Here is an 18,220-nt window from a genome sequence, read left to right as displayed (position 1 = left end):
TATTAATAGCTCAAAAGCTCTTTTAATTTTTGTTCAAAGCTATTCTTAGCTAAGAAATTAGCTTCTAAGTTTTTAGCAAAAGGAACAGCCGTATTTAAACTGGCTGAACGCCTTACTGGTGCATCCAAATACTCGAAGCAATGCTCGGCAATAAGTGCCGAAATATCGGCTCCAAAACCTCCTACTTCGCAGTCTTCGTGTAAGATAATGACTTTGCCCGTCTTCTTTACCGACTCAAAAATGGTGTCAGTATCCAAAGGCACTAAGGTTCTTAGATCAATTAAATCGGCAGAAATACCGGGGTTTTTCTCCAAAACATCCAATGCCCAATGCACTCCGGCACCATAGCTCACTATGGTTACTTCCTTGCCCTCTTTTAATTTTTTGGCTTTGCCCAACTCTAAAGTGTAATAGTCATCTGGCACATCTTGGTAAACGCTTCTGTACAGTGCTTTGTGTTCAAAGAACATTACAGGATTAGGATCTTCAATGGATGCTGCTAACAATCCCTTAGCATCGGCAGGGAAAGCCGGATATACCACCTTTAGCCCTGGCGTATGGGTAAACCAAGCTTCATTGGATTGGGAATGGAATGGCCCTGCTCCTACACCTGCACCCGTGGGCATACGCACCACTACATCGGCAGCTTGTCCCCAACGGTAATGCACCTTGGCTAAATAGTTGACAATGGGGTTAAATCCTGAACTGGCAAAGTCGGCAAACTGCATTTCCATAATGGCTTTGTACCCATTTATCGCCAAGCCCATAGAAGCACTCACAATAGCCGATTCGCAAATGGGCGTATTTCGTACTCGTTCTTTTCCAAACTCCTCAATGAAGCCATCGGTAATTTTGAATACACCTCCGTATTCAGCAATATCTTGCCCCATCACTACAGAATTGGGAAAACGCTGCATGGATTGCTTTAGTCCGTCAGAAATAGCATCAACTAAGCGAATGTTGGAAACAGCATCGCTTTGTGGGGATTGTGGCTGTAAATCGTAAGCCGCAAAAACATCTTCTAATTCTTGCTCTACGCTAGAGCTTATCTCCTCTTCTGCAAAGGCTGTTTCGAGGGCTTGATTAATCTCCTCTTTGATTGACGCCTTAGCCTTGGCTATCACTTCTTCTGTTAATACCTTTTCTTTCAAAAGGAATGCCTCAAAATTACTAACCGGGTCTTTTGGTGCCCATTCGTCAAATTTTTCTTGAGGAACGTACTTCGTGCCTGAAGCCTCTTCATGCCCCCTCATTCTAAAGGTCATACACTCTAGTAATATAGGTTTTGGATTGGCTTGCATTTCTTTTTTAAGTTGGCTAATGGTTCGGTACACTTCCAAAATATTGTTACCGTCAATGGAATAGGATTCCATGCCAAAGCCTTTGCCTTTATCGGCTATCTTTTTACAGCGAAATTGCTCGTTTATAGGGGTAGACAAACCATAACCGTTGTTTTCTATCACGAATATTACAGGCAAATCCCATACGGCTGCAACATTAAGTGCCTCGTGAAAATCGCCTTCGGAAGTACCGCCTTCGCCACTAAAAACTGCTGTAACTTGCTTATTGTCTTTAAGTTTATTGGCAAGGGCAATGCCATCTGCCACCCCTAGCTGAGGTCCTAAGTGAGATATCATTCCAACAATGTTATAGTCTTGAGTTCCAAAGTGAAAGGAACGGTCTCTACCCTTGGTAAAGCCATTCATCTTTCCCTGAAATTGAGAAAATAAACGGTGCAAAGGAACGCCTTTGGTGGTAAACACTCCTAAGTTACGGTGCATAGGTAAAATGTATTCCTCTTGCTCTAAAGCAGAAGTTACACCAACTGCAATCGCCTCTTGACCAATGCCAGAAAACCACTTTGATATCTTGCCCTGACGAAGAAGAATAAGCATTTTTTCTTCTATCATTCTAGGTTTAAGGATGGAAGTGTACAACTCTACTAGCTGCTCATCACTAATTCCTTTACGATTATAGATCATAAACTAATGCCTTCGTTAGGTGGTAAAAATATAATAATTCGTTACTTTGTGCAATAAATATAGACCTATGAATTGGGAAGATATCATCATTAGTATTTTAGTAGCTGCAGCCATCCTTTATCTGTTTAAAACACTACGCAAACCTAAGTCTAACTGTGGTGACAACAACTGCGACTGTGGATAAAATATGGGTATAAATCACTTGATTAGCTTTTTAAAACGAATTCTTTCCTTATGTGTCATTTATGCCATAAGTCGATTGGCATTTTTCTTCAACAACTATAACTTCGGTCAGTTAGATGAACTTATGCTAGCCCTCATCGAAGGTCTTCGCTTTGATATATCAGCTATACTCTACATTAACCTTCCTGTATTTGTATTGTGGATTGCTCACTTTTTCAGTCCTCAAAAAAAGGTTTTCAACCGCCTGATTAATATCGTTTTCTACGGCATTAATATTCCCTTTATTCTGTTGAATAATATTGATATTGCATTTTATACCTTTAATCTCAAACGTTCTACTGCCGACTTTTTCAACTTTATTACCTATACGGATGTAAAAAACGTCTACCTCAAATATGTCATAGACTATTGGTACGTGAGTTTACTTAGTATTTTTCAGATAAGCTTTTTGCTTTCTCTCAAAAGCCTAGCCCATTCAAGCCAAAGAAAGCTGTACTCAATTGCTACACTTTTATTAGCTGTTGGGATGTTGATAATTGGACTTAGAGGCGGTACTCAGCTAAAACCCATTAAACCCATTCATGCTGGAGTACTAACATCCTGCAGCTTACCCGATTTGGTACTTAATACGCCCTTTACTGTTTTACACTCTTACAATAAAGAGAACCTCATTCCATTCCATTATGTAAAAGAGATTGACAAAAACATCTATAACCCCATTCACCACCACCCTTCGGATACCTTTTCAAAGGAAAATGTGGTCCTTATTATTCTAGAAAGTTTTTCAAAAGAATTCGTAGGCTATCACAATAATGGCATTGGTTACACCCCTTTCTTAGACAGTATTATGTCTAGTGGCTTAGTTGTAGAAAACGCCTTTGCTAATGGGGTGCGTTCCATAGAGGCATTGCCAGCCATTACAGCATCTATCCCTTCTTTGATGAATGAGGCTTTTATTACCACTTCTTACGCCAATAATAGTTTTGAAAGTATTGCCAGTATCTTACAAAAAGAAGGCTATAACACTTCCTTTTTTCATGGTGGCGAAAGTGGAACTATGGGCTTTTATGAGTTTACCAAAAAAACTGCCTTTCAAGACTATTACGGTAGAGAAGAATACAATAATGATGCCGATTATGACAACAATTGGGGAATTTATGACGAGCCATTTTTTCAGTTTTTTGCCCAAAATCTAAAACAGACAAGTGAGCCGTTTTTGAGTACAATTTTCTCACTTAGCTCACATCCACCCTACAAAATTCCAGAGCAACACAAAGGGAAGTTTCCACAAGGCAATCTCGACATCCACGAAAGCATTGGCTACACCGACTATGCAGTCGAGCAGTTTTTCAATTCTGCCAAACAAATGGATTGGTTTGAGAATACTCTATTCGTAATCACTGCCGACCACACCTCCCCCTTATCTTCTGATTCGGAGTATAAAAATAAAATTGGCAGGTATTCCATCCCCCTTGTTTTTTGGAAAGCCGACCAGTCACTTAAAGGAAAGATACAAACCGTAAGTCAGCAAATTGACATAATGCCCACTATACTAGAAATTATAGGCTATGACAAAGAATTTTTTAGCTTTGGTAAATCAATATTCGACAATAAGTCTTGGGCAATTTCATTTTTAAAAGGAAAGTACCTTTTAATATCTGACCAAAACTATCTGTTGAACAGAAAAGAGAAATACTCCTCTTTTACGGACAAAGCACTAAAGAACAAGACCGAAACTAGTGATAGTTTGCAACTCTTATTGCAATCTGTAAAACAGGATTTTAACAGTAGAATGGTTAAAAATCAAATGCGTGTCAATGAAGATTAGATTTATCATAAATCCTATTTCTGGTGGTGGAAAGCATAAGCACATCATAGAATTACTGGAAAAACACATCGATACTAAGCGTTTTGACTACGACTACGTATTTACGGAAAGAAGTAAACACGCCACTGAACTATCCAAAAAAGCTGCAGACGAAAACATTGATGTTGTTGTGGCTGTTGGTGGAGATGGCACCATGCACGAATGTGCAAAGGGTGTATTGGGAAGCAAAACGGCATTAGCTGTTTTGCCTTGCGGCTCTGGAAATGGTTTTGCTCTTCATTTTAAGATGGAATCGGATTTAGAAAAAGCTATTGCACAACTGAACAGCTGTAAATTTAGAAGTATTGACAGTTGTACTGCCAATGGCATGCCCTTTTTTAATGTTTCTGGTGTAGGCTTTGACGCACATATTGCCAACCTATTTGCCACGACTAACGTTAGGGGCTTTATGACCTACGTTAAGCTGGTGCTTCGCGAATGTGCCTTTTATCCGGCTCAAACATATACGCTAGAATACGACGGTAAAACAGAAACGCATGAAGCGGTTATTATTTCATGGGCAAACGCTACACAATTCGGTAATAATGCTCAAATATCCCCTGATAGTATTGTGGATGATGGGCTTATAGATATTTGTGTACTAAAAGACTTTAACCGACTAAAGGTTCCCCTACTCTTGTACCGCTTGTTTACAGAACGTATTCAGCACTCCAAATACATGAAGATTATTCGTACCAAAAGCGTTAAAATCAGTTGTCAGTATGGGATTAGCCACCTCGATGGTGAAAGCGTGGATTTAGGCTCAAACATTCGTATTGATACAATTCCAAAATCATTAAATATATTTGTTCCTCATGGCTAAGAATAAAAAGAAAATAGGTGTAATGTATTCCACCAACTCAAATTACGACTACGAATACGAAAGCGAACAAGAAACCCTACCCATTGCAGAGCAACGCTTAGAAGCTTGGGTGGATAAAAAAAATAGAGGCGGAAAAGTAGCGACTATATTCAAAGGTTTTGTAGGTACAGAATCAGATTTAAAGGATTTGGGCAAAATGCTAAAATCTGCTTGTGGCGTAGGAGGTAGTGCCAAAAACGGAGAAATTATTATTCAAGGAAATGTTCGTGATAAAGTCATGAAATTACTAGATGATAAAGGCTATTTCTGCAAACGTGTAGGTGGCTAAACTAAGGAACGGTATAAGTCTTCATACAATGGAATGATTGTATCTAAATCGAAGGTTTTGGCGTGTTCTAAAGCATTTTTCTTAAACTGATTTAAGCTAGCTTCATCTTTCAAAATAGTCAATGCAGCTGCAGTCATGCCGTCAATGTCACCTACATCGCATAAGAATCCGGTTTTACCATCAATATTTACTTCTGGCAAACCGCCTACATTTGAAGACACTACCGGAACACTTGAGGCCATAGCTTCTAAAGCCACTAATCCAAAACTCTCAGTTTCGGATGGCAATAGAAATAAATCAGATATTTCTGTTATTTGTTCTATTCGCTTGGACTTGCCCAAAAAGAAGATTTTATCTTCTAAATCCTTGCTTTTTGCCAAAGCTTTTACGCTTTCAAGCTCAGGTCCTTCACCAACCATCAGTAACTTAGCAGCTACCATATGCTGTATGCCTTCGAAAACACGAATAACATCGTCCACACGCTTGAGTTTTCTAAAATTTGAAATATGTGTAACGATACGCTCATCTTCACTAGCAAAGGTATTTCTTAATGTAGAGTTAACGCCATTTTGATAGAGTGAAAAATCGACAAAATTTGGAATGACCCTAATGTCTTTGTCAATTTCAAAAAAGCGGTGTGTATCTTCTTTTAAACTTTCTGATACTGCTGTTACAGCATCGGATTGATTTATCGCAAATTCAATAACTGGCTTATACGATTTATTCTTACCCAAAAGTGTGATATCTGTTCCGTGTAGTGTGGTAATAAAAGGTAAATCAATATTTCTGCTTTTTAAAATTTGTTTTGCTGAATAGGCTGCCGAAGCGTGTGGAATGGCATAATGTACGTGAAGCAAATCCAATTGTTGAGATATAGCCACATCAACAAGTTTACTAGAGAGCAACAACTCATAAGGAGCATACTCAAATAAGGGATAATCGGAAACAGAAACTTCGTGGTAAAACATGTTTTCAGTAAATAAATCCATACGTACTGGCTTACTGTACGTAATGAAATGCACCTCGTGACCACGCTCTGCAAAAGCTTTGCCTAATTCTGTAGCTACGATTCCACTACCTCCAAAGGTTGGGTAACACACTACACCTATCTTTAATTGCTTTTGCATCTATTCTGTAGTTCGTATGGCATCGTAAAAGACTTCCATAATTTTTGTGCGAACATCCATCTTCAATAATTTTTTATTTTCAGAAGTTGGATGTATTCGGTTGGACAAAAATACATAAACAAATTTTTCTTCAGGGTCTGCCCAAACTAAAGTGCCCGTAAAACCGGAATGTCCAAAAGCTGTAGAGGATGGACTGCAATCACAAGCTGGACCTCCCTCTTGCCCTTCCAGCACGGCCTTATCAAATCCAGCTCCTCTTCTATTCTCTAGTGTACAATATTGGCAATCTGTAAATTTATTGACTGTTTTAGTTTCAAAATAGCGTTTGTCGGCATATTGTCCGCCTTGTAATAGCATTTGCATAAAAATGCCTAAGTCGTTAGCATTGGAAAACAAACCGGCATGACCACCAACACCACCTAGCATCGCTGCACCCATATCATGCACATCACCTCTTAACAACTGGCTTCTAAAATAATAATCAAACTCTGTTGGAATAATGCGACTAGAGTCAATGCGTAATTTGGGTAAATACCCCATAGTGCTCAGTCCTAGGGATGAATAAAAGGTGTTGTGAACAAATGTTTCCAAAGGCATATTGGTTTTTTGTTCTATTATATCTTTGAAAATATAAAAACCTATATCGCTGTACTTGTACTCTTTTTCTTGTAATTCGGAAACCAAAATTCGCTCCATGATACTATCAGGATATTCACGATGTAAATATATATTTTCGGCAACTCTAACATTAAAGGTATCTGAGTATGTTGTACTGTATAAAGTATCTCTCAAACTACCATCTTCTTGGAGGGTTTCAATATAAAACGGAATCCAAGCCGCTAATCCAGATTGATGAGCTAGAATTTCTCTAATTTTCAAATCCTTTTTATCAGAAGTATTGGCAAGTTCAAAGTAATTGGATAGTGATTTATCCAAGTCAATGGTATTGTTTTCTTCTAAATGCATTATGGAAGGAACTGAGGCTATAATCTTTGTCAATGAAGCTAAATCATAGACATCGGTATTCTTAACTTCTTGCTTTTTTTTGTAGGTATGGTGTCCAAAACTCTTCTGGTAAAAAACAGCTCCATCTTTAATAGCAAGGATTTGGCAACCTGGTGTGGCTTCTTTCTCAATAGCATCTAGGGCAATACTATCTACTTTCATGAGTATTTTGGGTGATATACCCATATATTCTGTCGATGTATAGCGTATTCTGTTGGCAGTAATGTTGAGCCCGCTTCCTGCTTTAAAATGAGCGTTAGAAACTGGTAATTTACCATTCGCTCCTATCCCTCCAAAAATAAGTTGAGCAAGGGATTCTTGAGCTATTTTAGAATTTTGGTAGCCCAAAATAAGTCCATCAAAAGAATAAGTCATCAATAAATCACTAATGGAATAGGGATTTGCAAAGACATTCAATATTACCTTTGACTGAAGGGCTAGTGTTTGTAAAAACAAATCCGTGTTCTTGTGTATATGATAGGATTTCCAAGCGTTCTTATTGGATTTATGAACGGATGCTATTACTAGATTATACTGTTGCAGTTCACGAAGCAAGTTATTACGTGCTTCTTCGGAGTGTTCTTCTGTTAAGTGATATATTTTTAAAGGAGCATAATGACTCAGCATTTCTTCAAAGGGCTGAGAATTTTCGCCAATACATACGACTGCTAAATGTAAAGTGTCCAACTGCTTAAGCGGTAGTAAATCATCTGTGTTTTGTAGTACCGTTATTGATTTTTGAATCAATTCTTGGTTTAATAGTCTAGACTCCTTTGCATTTAAATCTTCGACAAGATTACCTTCACTCAAATGAATACTTTCATCTAGTCCAAACCATTGTTTTGCCATGAGTATTTTTCTACATCGTTCATCAACGTACTCTTGAGAAATGATTTTCTTTTCAATAGCTTCTTTAATTTTTTCAATAGCCTTAGGAACGTCCTGTGCAAATAACAAGATATCATTCCCAGCCAATAGCGCTTTTAAATCAACTTCTCCAGGCTCAAAAAATTTGCTTACCCCTTTCATATTTAAAGCATCGGTGAATACCAGTCCGTTGAAGGCTAGTTCGTCTTTTAATAAATCGGTTACTACTTTTTTAGATAGTGTAGATGCTAAAGAATCGGTATCATCTAGTGAAGGAATATTTAGATGAGCAACCATTACACTGCCTAATCCTTTATCAAACAGATATTTAAAAGGGATAAGCTCCATACTGTCTAATCGTTCTTTTGAATGATTGATAGTCGGTAATGTTTTGTGAGAATCGGAGTCCGTATCGCCATGACCTGGAAAGTGTTTGGCACAAGCCAGAACACCTTCGTCTTGCAAGCCATTCATATACGCTAAAGACAATTGAGCTACACGCTGGGGGTCTTCCCCAAATGATCTATTGTTTATAATGGGGTTATTAGGGTTTGAGTTTACATCTACAACAGGGGCAAAATTTACATGTACACCTAATCGCTTACATTCTCTTCCTATTTGACGTCCCATTTGGTAAATCAATGAATCGTTTTGAATAGCACCCAATGTCATTTGCCAAGGAAAGCGAATGGTACTGTCTATTCGCATGGATACTCCCCACTCTGCATCTTGTGCTATCATTAAGGGAGTTTGACTTATGGATTGATAATGATTGGTAAGTCGTAATTGGCGAATAGGTCCACCTTGTAAAAACATAAGTCCACCAATGTGGTAGTTTTCAATTAAATTTTCAATTTCTTTAAGGTGATTTTCTCCTTTGTTAGAGTAAGCTGCAACCATAAATAATTGAGCTATTTTCTGCTCTTGTGTTAGAGAAGTTAACACACTATCAACCCAAAGGGTATCGGCTTGGTAAATAGGGGCTGAGATAGTTGTAACATCAGTTGACTCCTCATTTAGGAAAGAGGTAAGAAGAAGTAATATAACACCAATAATTGCCGACAAAAATTTCATATCAATTAATGAGTTAACAAAACTAACAAATGAATATTGATTTAAGAAGATTGCATAAAAAACTTTATGAACAATAACTGTTTAACTAGACCATAAATGAGCTGGTATCTTTTTTAGGAACTGGACGTATACTCATGACTGGAATATCTGATTTATTTATCACTTTTTGAGCGTTAGACCCAAGGAAGTTTAATTCTAAACTATCCTCCTCCTTTGTCATTATCATTAAAAAGTCAGCACCTATATCTTGAGTGTAATCAACTATTGAGCCTGAAAAACTTTTAGAAGGGCTTATTTCAACATACTCCATTGAACATTCAACATCTTTAGACTGAATAAACTCATTTACTTGAGATAGGTTTCTTTTAAGTTTATTCTTAACAGTATCATCGTTATTATCAAAGGAAACTGAAAATACCCTAACTGCCGAATTAAATAATCGAGCAAACTTAATAGCATGTGTTACCTTTTCTCTGGTTTCTTTATTCAAATCTAATGGCAGCGCGATAAGGTCACATTGATTTTTAATCTCTTTTCCTTTAAGAGTAATTACTGGACAAGAAGCTGAACGAACCACCTTATTGGCGTTCGAGCCAATAAATTTCTTTTTGATTTCTTTTGGCGTACCGTCTGTACCCATAATTATCAAACTAGCGTCAATCATCTCAGCAGTTTCGGTGATTTTTTCGTAAATCTTACCTATAACAACCAAGCATTCCACATCATTTACTCCCGTACAATGCTCACTTACTAAAGCATTCAAATTTTCTCTTACTTTTTCTTTGAATTCCTTTTGCTTTTCTTCGTAATCAGAAAATAATTTCTGAAGTGCTGAGGGCATTTCAACAACAGATAGAAGCACTAAATCAGAATTAGTATGATTGGCAACTATAACAGCTTGTTTAAGTGCTAGGATAGATTGATTGGTAAAACCAATTGGAACAAGAATTTTTTCATTAGTAGAACTCATAATTTTGAATAGCTTTGTATATATGCAAAAGTAATAAAAATGAGTATGAAATCGAGTATTAGCGAAATAAAAGGTGTGTATCATTTAAATTTACTAGCCGAACACGTAGCTAATGACATTTTTTTAGTTGGTGACCAAGGCAGAGTAAGTGAGATATCAAAACGTTTTGATTCTATTGAATACAAGATTTCAAATAGAGAATTCACTACACATACAGGCTATATTGGAAATAAAAGGGTAAGTGCATTATCAACAGGTATTGGAACTGACAATATTGATATCGTATTGAATGAACTGGATTCTCTGGTACCCAAAGATGTATCTCTTAATCTAATCAGATTAGGAACTTCAGGAACTATTCAGAAAGATATTGATATTCATTCTTTGGTTGTGTCTACTCATGGATTGGGAATTGATAATCTTATGCATTTCTATGCTGACAACCAATTTGATAAAGACTTACAAATAGCTATAGACAAACAACTGAAATGGCCAAAAGAGCTTTCAAATCCATACATATACGCAGCTGATAACGAGTTACTTTCAAAATTTAAAGATTTGAAAAGTGGAATTACAGTTACTGCTCCAGGTTTTTATGCTCCACAAGGAAGAAAATTGCGTTTGCCTTTTGCTATTGAAGATTTACACGATCGACTGAAATCATTTGAACACAATGGCTTAAGAGTTACAAATTTTGAAATGGAGACCTCTGCCCTATATGGATTAGGCAAATTAATGGGACACAAATGCCTAACTATTTGTACCATTCTGGCAAACAGAGCAACGGGTGAAAAATCTACATATTATAAATCTGCTATTGATAATATGATTGATACTGTAATTGCAAAACTGTATTAGTATGAATCCAAAAGTTCTTTCAGCTCTTATTGAATTACTTGAAGATCCTGACAAAGAAGTTTACAAAACTGTAAAAAACGAACTTGTAGATTTAGGAACTAATATCATTCCAAATCTAGAGGAGGCTTGGGAAAAGAACTTTGACTCAATCATTCAAGATAGAGTTGAAGAAATCATTCACGAAATCCAATTCAAAAGCTTGCTTGACGAACTCAAATTATGGATATCATCGCCTAAAGATATTCTTGATGGCTGGCTGATTGTAAGTAAGTATCAGTATCCTGAACTTAACAAAGAATCTTTTGAAGGTATTCTTTCTAAAATTAGTTTTGAAGCTCAAACTGCTATTGAGAAGTGCAACAGTGATATAGAGAAAATTTCTGCTTTAAATACTATTCTTTTTAACAGATATGGGTTTAGAGGAAATGTGAAAAATTTTCATTCACCTGAAAATTCTTTCATCAACGACGTGATTGAGAACAGAAAAGGAAATCCCCTATCACTGAGCATTATCTATATGTATATTTCTCAAAAAATTGGTCTTCCAGTTTGTGGTATAAATATGCCGAAACATTTTATTGTGGGCTTTGAAAGTGAACATCATTTTGATGTTGATTCTATTAAATTTTATATCAATCCTTTTAGTAAAGGGACTATACTGAATAGACAGGATTTAGAAACCTTTCTTAAAAGGGAAAAGATAAAAGAGTCTTCAACGTATTTTTCACCATGTGGTAACAAGGAAATATTAAAGCGATTAATAAATAATCTGTTACACTCTTATACTTTTCAAAGTAAAAAAGAAAAAGCTGAAGAAATGGTTAAATTCCTCCAGCTTTTTAAATCAATATAATTTACGTTCTACTTCGCGAAGTTAACCGCTCTAGTTTCTCTAATAACCGTAACCTTTACTTGTCCAGGATAGGTCATTTCAGTTTCAATTTTTTGAGATATTTCAAATGATAGTTTTTCAGCATCTGCATCTGAAATCTTTTCACTTTCTACAATAACTCTCAACTCCCTTCCTGCTTGTATAGCATAGGATTTTACAACTCCTGGATATGAAAGTGCAGTACTTTCTAATTCTTTAATTCGTTTGATGTAGGATTCTACAATCTCACGACGAGCTCCTGGTCTTGAGCCTGAAATGGCATCACAAACTTGAACAATAGGTGAAATCATAGAAGTCATTTCAATTTCGTCGTGGTGGGCACCAATAGCATTGCAGATATGCTCTTTCTCTCCGTACTTCTGTGCTATTTTCATACCCAAAATAGCGTGAGGTAGTTCTGGCTCATCATCTGGCACTTTACCAATATCGTGAAGCAATCCTGCTCTTTTGGCAGCCTTAGCGTTTAAGCCTAGCTCTGAAGCCATGGTGGCACACATATTTGCCACTTCTCTAGAGTGCTGCAATAAATTCTGACCATAAGAGGAACGATATTTCATACGCCCTACCATTCGAATAATCTCAGGGTGTAAGCCATGAATGCCTAAGTCAATAGAGGTACGCTTACCAATATCTATTATTTCTTCTTCGATTTGTTTTTTAGTTTGTTTAACCACTTCTTCTATTCGAGCAGGATGAATTCGTCCGTCAGTGACTAATTTATGTAAGGCTAAACGAGCAATCTCTCTTCTAACTGGATCAAAACATGAAAGAAGAATTGCATCAGGTGTATCATCAACTATAATTTCAACGCCTGTTGCAGCTTCTAAAGATCGAATATTTCTTCCCTCACGACCAATAATTCGTCCTTTTACATCATCACTATCGATGTTGAATACAGAAACCGAATTTTCAATGGCTTGTTCAGTTGCCGTACGTTGAATGGTTTGAATGATTATTTTCTTGGCATCTTTAGTAGCCGTTAACTTAGCTTCTTCAACAATCTCTTGTACGTAAGCCATAGAGTTTGTCTTTGCCTCATCTTGTAAGGCTTGAATGAGTTCTTTCTTGGCTTCTTCTGCAGACAGACCAGAGATGGTTTCAAGAGCTTCTACTTGTTTTTGTAATAATTTTTCTGATTTACTTTCTTTATCTTTTAAAATAGAAAGTTGCCTGTCAACATTTTTACGGGCTTCATCGAGTTGCTTTTCTTTGTTATTTACCTGTCCAAGTTTTTGGGATAGTTTACTTTCCTTTTCTTTTACTCGACTTTCAGATTGGGAAATCTTTTGATTTCTTTGATTAATGACTTTCTCGTGTTCAGATTTAAGTTCAATAAACTTTTCTTTGGCTTGAAGAATTTTATCTTTTTTTATCTGTTCGGCCTCTTTCTTAGCCTCTGATAGCAATGAGTTTGATTTTGTTTTTAGATTATTTTTAAAAATAAAATATGACACTACCCCTCCTACTATTAGACCAAAAAGTGTCAATAAAATTAAAATGAATACATTCATTGTTTTTAGTTTTTAGAATTATAAAAAAACCCACACCAATCATTGAGCTAATAAACTCCTTAAAAATATGATTGGGGTTGCTACACAATCGCAAAAGTCCACTGTCCTATAAATAGAAACCACGAAGGTTGAGGCCGGTTTTTGAAAGCATAAGTCATTCCCCAGATTAAAACGTGTTGAGTTTAAAAACTGGATTGATGCGGGTTAAAATGTAAAGAACGTTTTTTTATAAATGTTTGTCGATTATAGACTCCATTGCTAACAATTGATCTTCTAAGCTACTGTCAACTTTCACTTTTTGCTCATCACCTAGAACTTTAACAGCCATTTCTAGCAGACACATACTTAATAAGTCTTGTGTGTCTCTCGCTTCAAACCTTGATTCATAGATTTTCAATCTATCCTCAATGGTTTTCACAGCCTTACGCACTCCTTCTTCATCTTCCCTTCTAATAGTAAGTGGGTAAACTCTGTTTGCGACTGTTACTTTTATCTTTAACTCTTTCATAGAGCGCTTAAAATCATTTGTTCAATAAAGCGATGCATTTGTCTATTTCCCGCACCAACTCATTTATTTTCTTTCTCGCTGCTTTATTATCTCCTTGTTCTGATTGAATAGAGGTAGAAAGCTTTAAGATTTTGTTTTTCTCTTCCAATTGTTTGATGGCTTGTTCATGAAGCTCTATCGCTTTAGAAAGTTCATCAATTCGATCGAGCGACAGTTTATGTTGCTCGTTCACAAACTCGTACTTAGCAATCAAAGATTCCATTTTGCTATATAATCTTTGAATAGTTGCTTTCATAATTTTCGCGAAATCACGTTCAATTGAAACGATTTAGCAAATTTAACATTGAATAACATAATTGCAAAGTATTACGTTATTTTTTTAGTGTTATTTTTGCCCCAACATTATTTACCTTATTTTATTTAAGATGCATAAGTTAATAGTTTGCATAATTTTTATCCTTTGTATTAAGGAAGTTAAATCGCAAGACTACCCACAAGATTTTTTTCGCTCTCCCCTAGACATACCTTTGCTTTTATCTGGAACTTTCGGAGAGTTAAGACCTAATCATTTTCATGCGGGAATAGATTTAAAAACCCAAGGTAAATCGGGGCTTAAGGTATATGCCGTTGCAGATGGTTATATATCTAGAATTAAAGTGTCAACGAGCGGTTATGGAAAGGCTATATATGTAAAACATGATAACGGTTTTAGCTCTGTATATGCTCATCTTATGCGATACACTGGTAAAATTCAAGACTATGTTATTGAACAACAGTATGCCTCTGAAAAATATGAAATTGAGTTGTTCCCTAAAGTAGATTCATTTAGAGTGAAAAAAGGCGATATTATCGGTTTATCTGGAAATACTGGTGGCTCATTTGCTCCTCACCTTCACTTTGAAATTCGAAACAGTGGTAATCAAAACCCTATTAATGCACTGCATTTTGGGCTAAAAGTAAGAGACGATATCTCTCCTATTATTAAGAGTTTGAAAGTGTATTCTCAATCTCAGAACACACAAATCGATGGTCAAAGTTCGGACAAACTTATAAAAGTGATTGGTGGCAGTGGTGGCGAGTATACTTTAAAAGATACTGTTAAAGTTTCAGGGCCTTATGCATTAGGTATTCACACCTATGACCTATTAAATGGTGCTAATAATAAGAATGGAGTGTATTCCATTGAAATCTTTGTCGATAACCTCTTATTTTACTCATTAAGTATGGAGGAATTTTCTTTCAAAGAAAGTCGTTACATCAATTCACACTTAGACTATTCTGAAAAAGCAGAAAGTAATACGAAACTTCATAAGTGTCTTATTCAACCTAATAATAAGTTAAGTATATATGACTTTTTAAGTAATGATGGTACCATAACACCTCATGATAGTGTGCAATTTGTAGAAATTTTTATCGATGACTTACATGGAAACTCATCTTTACTTTCATTTCACGTTGATAAAGTGCCATATGATGAATCTATTCCAAAAGATTCTATTACTTACGTCAAGAAATTTCCTTTTAACAAAAGAAATTTTTTTAAAAATGAACATATAACAATAGACATTCCTGCCAACTCTTTGTATGATAATTTATATTTTGACTACAAAATGACTTCAGACTCAGTACTATTTTCTCCAATACACCATATTCATAATTCTAAAACTGCTGTTCATTACAGTTATTCTATTAATATGAAAACGGATGTTCCAGCCTCATTGCGTCCTAAAGCATTCATCTGTAAACTAGACGATGATGATAAATTAAGTTACATCGGAGGAAAATATGAAAACGGATATATATCTACCAAAACTAATACTTTCGGTAAATACAGCGTTGCAGTGGATACAATTGCACCAGTTGTTATTGGACTAAATATCTATCCGGGAAAAACCATGAAAAGCTCAACTCTAAAAATGACTACATATGATGATTTTAGTGGTATCAAAAGCTATAATGCTTACATTGATGGACAATGGGTTTTAATGGAATTTGAACCTAAAAGCAACGAATTAACTCACTTTTTTAAAAGCGATTTAAAAGCCGGAAAGCATCAGTTCAAGTTAATTGTTACTGATAAAGTAGATAATTCAACGACATACGAAGCTGAATTTTACAGGTAAAAATTTTACAAACTGCCTGCTAAAGCTTTACAGTATTCAATAATTTCGTCCCTTACTTTTTCATAAACGACCATCTTTTGCTCATCAGTTCCTTCAGCATCTGCAGGGTCTTCAAAAGAATGATGAATCCTGTTAGTAGCATCTTTGAAATAAGGGCAATTATCCTTAGCATGATCACAAACTGTTAAGACATAATCAAAATGCATTCCATCGTATTCATCCATAGTGTTGGACGTATGACCATCAAGAGAATAGTTTAGCTTTTCCATAGCCTTTTTCATGTATGGATTAATGCCATGAGCTTCAATCCCAGCACTAAAAACAGAAAATTTATCTTCAGACAAAAGAGATTTCAAGCATACTTCAACCATCTGAGAGCGGCATGAATTGCCTGTACATAGAACCAATATTTTCTTCATAAATAATATATTGAAAATTAGAAAGTTATCAATGGTAACAAAGTTAGAATATTAAGAAAAATAATACGGGATTTTTTATGATGATTATTAATACATTTGTCAGCTGATAATGAAACATTTTCTTATTCTCATATTCTTAACCATTGTATTCTCTAGTAATGCACAAACCATAGAGGGATTTCTAATGTCCGATAATGGTGAGGCTATTGAAGGTGCAAATATTTCTATTGTTGATAAGAATAAAGGAACAATTTCCGATTCAAAAGGCTTTTATTCTCTTAAAATTTCTGCAAATCAAACTCAAGAAGCTATTTTTTCATTTGTTGGGTATAAGTCTAAGAAGATTAAATTACCTATGCTTAAAAATGGACAAACCTATAAGCTAAACGTCTCTCTAAATGTAATAGGTGTCTCCATAGATAATGTAGAAATTGAAGATCAAAAGACTAGAACAAACACTTTTGAAAAGGTAGATGTAAAAAATGCTGTTAATCTTCCCTCCACTAGTGGTGGTGTAGAGGGTTTAATTAAAACACTCCCAGGTGTTAGTTCTTCATCTGAACTTAGCTCTCAATATTCGGTTAGAGGTGGTAATTTCGATGAAAATCTTGTCTATGTAAATGGCATTGAAATATACAGACCCTTTCTTATTCGTTCCGGACAACAAGAAGGCTTATCCTTTGTCAATTCTGATTTGGTATCCTCAATAAAATTTTCTGCTGGAGGTTACAGTGCTCAGTATGGAGATAAAATGTCTTCTGTACTAGATATTCAATACAAAAAACCAAGTTCTTTTGGTGGCTCAGCAACCTTAAGTTTATTGGGTGCTAATCTCCATTTAGAAGGTGCTAATAAAACTAAAAAATTATCCTATTTATTAGGTGTCAGAAATAAATCCAATCAATACCTTTTAAATAGTCTAGAAACACAAGGCGAGTATAAACCGACTTTTACAGATCTACAGTCATACATTGATTATAAATTTAGCAACAAATTTTCTATGAGTACTCTTCTCAACTACTCAAGAAATAAATATCAGCACATTCCAACAAACAAGACTACTCGATTTGGTACTATAAGTGTGCCTTTAGAACTGAGGATTTATTTTGAAGGTCAAGAAGTGGATAGCTATGAAACGTTTTTTGGCGCTCAAGAGTTTAGCTATTCGCCTAAAAGTAATTTAAACCTTAAAATGACGCTTTCAGCTTTTCAGACATTTGAAAGTGAAACCTTTGATATTTTGGGGCAATATTGGCTCTCCGAAGTGGATAACGATTTGGGTTCAGAAACCTTTGGTGAATCCACCTTCAATATTGGTGTTGGCTCTCATTTAAACCATGCTAGAAATTATCTTAAAGCTACCGTTTACAATGCAGAGCATAAGGGTGTATATTTTAAAAATGATTTTGAGTTTAGATGGGGTATCAAATCACAAAGGGAAATCATAAAAGATGAAATTAATGAATGGACACTTATAGATTCATCTGATTTTTCTCTTCCTCATCCTGCCGATTCAATAGGTGTTGGCATTCAAAACTCCTCTCCTTTTTATTTAGACGATGCACTTAGAACATCTATAAGTTTAAATTCTAACCGACATACAGCTTATATGCAGTTCAGTCAACAGTTAGGCAAGTTTGATTTAACATCAGGTATTCGAACATCCTATTGGGATTTAAACGA

At 35.7% G+C, this 18,220-nt stretch carries 15 protein-coding genes; 7 read left to right on the top strand and 8 right to left on the bottom strand.

Features of this window, described 5'->3' with window-relative positions:
• Positions 1-2 precede the first annotated feature (2 nt).
• Entirely contained in the window at positions 3-1,982 is a 1,980-nt protein-coding gene (locus ISP73_06865) for a dehydrogenase E1 component subunit alpha/beta (GenBank protein ID MBL6658303.1), read from the bottom strand.
• Positions 1,983-2,169: 187 nt separating this feature from the next.
• Here ISP73_06865 and ISP73_06860 point away from each other — a divergent pair, with 187 nt between their 5' ends.
• The 3 genes from ISP73_06860 to ISP73_06850 are packed head-to-tail and all read left to right on the top strand — an operon-like array spanning position 2,170 to position 5,183.
• Positions 2,170-3,993: a sulfatase-like hydrolase/transferase gene (locus ISP73_06860; GenBank protein ID MBL6658302.1), complete on the top strand. Its 1,824-nt coding sequence runs from the start codon at positions 2,170-2,172 to the stop codon at positions 3,991-3,993.
• On the top strand, positions 3,983-4,855 hold the full coding sequence (locus ISP73_06855) for a diacylglycerol kinase family lipid kinase (protein MBL6658301.1): 873 nt from the start codon (positions 3,983-3,985) through the stop codon (positions 4,853-4,855). Before ISP73_06860 ends, ISP73_06855 begins: the two co-directional genes overlap by 11 nt.
• On the top strand, positions 4,848-5,183 hold the full coding sequence (locus ISP73_06850; protein MBL6658300.1) for a translation initiation factor: 336 nt from the start codon (positions 4,848-4,850) through the stop codon (positions 5,181-5,183). Before ISP73_06855 ends, ISP73_06850 begins: the two co-directional genes overlap by 8 nt.
• Here the strand turns inward: ISP73_06850 and bshA are convergent.
• From bshA to ISP73_06835, 3 genes are all read right to left on the bottom strand, one after another.
• Positions 5,180-6,310 carry an N-acetyl-alpha-D-glucosaminyl L-malate synthase BshA gene (gene bshA, locus ISP73_06845; protein MBL6658299.1) on the bottom strand — a complete coding sequence of 377 codons (1,131 nt, stop codon included), beginning with the start codon at positions 6,308-6,310 and terminating at the stop codon, positions 5,180-5,182. The two genes, ISP73_06850 and bshA, sit on opposite strands and share 4 nt — an antisense overlap.
• Positions 6,311-9,256 carry a serine hydrolase gene (locus ISP73_06840; protein MBL6658298.1) on the bottom strand — a complete coding sequence of 982 codons (2,946 nt, stop codon included), beginning with the start codon at positions 9,254-9,256 and terminating at the stop codon, positions 6,311-6,313.
• 85 nt (positions 9,257-9,341) lie between these two features.
• Entirely contained in the window at positions 9,342-10,226 is an 885-nt protein-coding gene (locus ISP73_06835; protein MBL6658297.1) for a universal stress protein, read from the bottom strand.
• Between the two features lie 39 nt (positions 10,227-10,265).
• Between ISP73_06835 and ISP73_06830 the strand changes: the two genes are divergently transcribed.
• On the top strand, positions 10,266-11,084 hold the full coding sequence (locus tag ISP73_06830; protein MBL6658296.1) for a nucleoside phosphorylase: 819 nt from the start codon (positions 10,266-10,268) through the stop codon (positions 11,082-11,084).
• Between the two features lies 1 nt (position 11,085).
• The gene (locus tag ISP73_06825; GenBank protein ID MBL6658295.1) at positions 11,086-11,937 is read left to right on the top strand and encodes a transglutaminase family protein; all 852 of its coding nucleotides are present in this window, start codon (positions 11,086-11,088) and stop codon (positions 11,935-11,937) included.
• Between the two features lie 8 nt (positions 11,938-11,945).
• On the opposite strand, the gene rny is transcribed toward ISP73_06825, so the two are convergent.
• The 3 genes from rny to ISP73_06810 all read right to left on the bottom strand — a co-directional run bounded on the left by rny (position 11,946) and on the right by ISP73_06810 (position 14,257).
• Positions 11,946-13,487 (bottom strand): ribonuclease Y, encoded by a 1,542-nt coding sequence (gene rny / locus ISP73_06820; protein ID MBL6658294.1) that lies wholly within the window; start codon positions 13,485-13,487, stop codon positions 11,946-11,948.
• A gap of 226 nt (positions 13,488-13,713) precedes the next feature.
• Complete coding sequence (locus ISP73_06815; GenBank protein MBL6658293.1) at positions 13,714-13,995, bottom strand: cell division protein ZapA; 282 nt, start codon at positions 13,993-13,995, stop codon at positions 13,714-13,716.
• Between the two features lie 13 nt (positions 13,996-14,008).
• Entirely contained in the window at positions 14,009-14,257 is a 249-nt protein-coding gene (locus tag ISP73_06810; GenBank protein MBL6658292.1) for a hypothetical protein, read from the bottom strand.
• Positions 14,258-14,420: 163 nt separating this feature from the next.
• On the opposite strand from ISP73_06810, the gene ISP73_06805 reads away from it, so the two are divergent.
• Positions 14,421-16,118 (top strand): M23 family metallopeptidase, encoded by a 1,698-nt coding sequence (locus tag ISP73_06805; protein ID MBL6658291.1) that lies wholly within the window; start codon positions 14,421-14,423, stop codon positions 16,116-16,118.
• A gap of 5 nt (positions 16,119-16,123) precedes the next feature.
• Here ISP73_06805 and ISP73_06800 read toward each other — a convergent pair whose 3' ends face one another.
• Positions 16,124-16,537 (bottom strand): arsenate reductase ArsC, encoded by a 414-nt coding sequence (locus tag ISP73_06800; protein ID MBL6658290.1) that lies wholly within the window; start codon positions 16,535-16,537, stop codon positions 16,124-16,126.
• A 109-nt stretch (positions 16,538-16,646) separates the two neighbouring features.
• On the opposite strand from ISP73_06800, the gene ISP73_06795 reads away from it, so the two are divergent.
• The coding region (locus ISP73_06795) for a TonB-dependent receptor (protein MBL6658289.1) at positions 16,647-18,220 on the top strand (1,574 nt) is incomplete at its 3' end.

It is taken from the genome of Flavobacteriales bacterium (assembly GCA_016779935.1).
GTDB lineage: Bacteria > Bacteroidota > Bacteroidia > Flavobacteriales > UBA7312.
The sequence above is the reverse complement of the archived record's forward strand: the minus strand, read 5'-3'. Positions and strand labels throughout refer to the sequence as shown.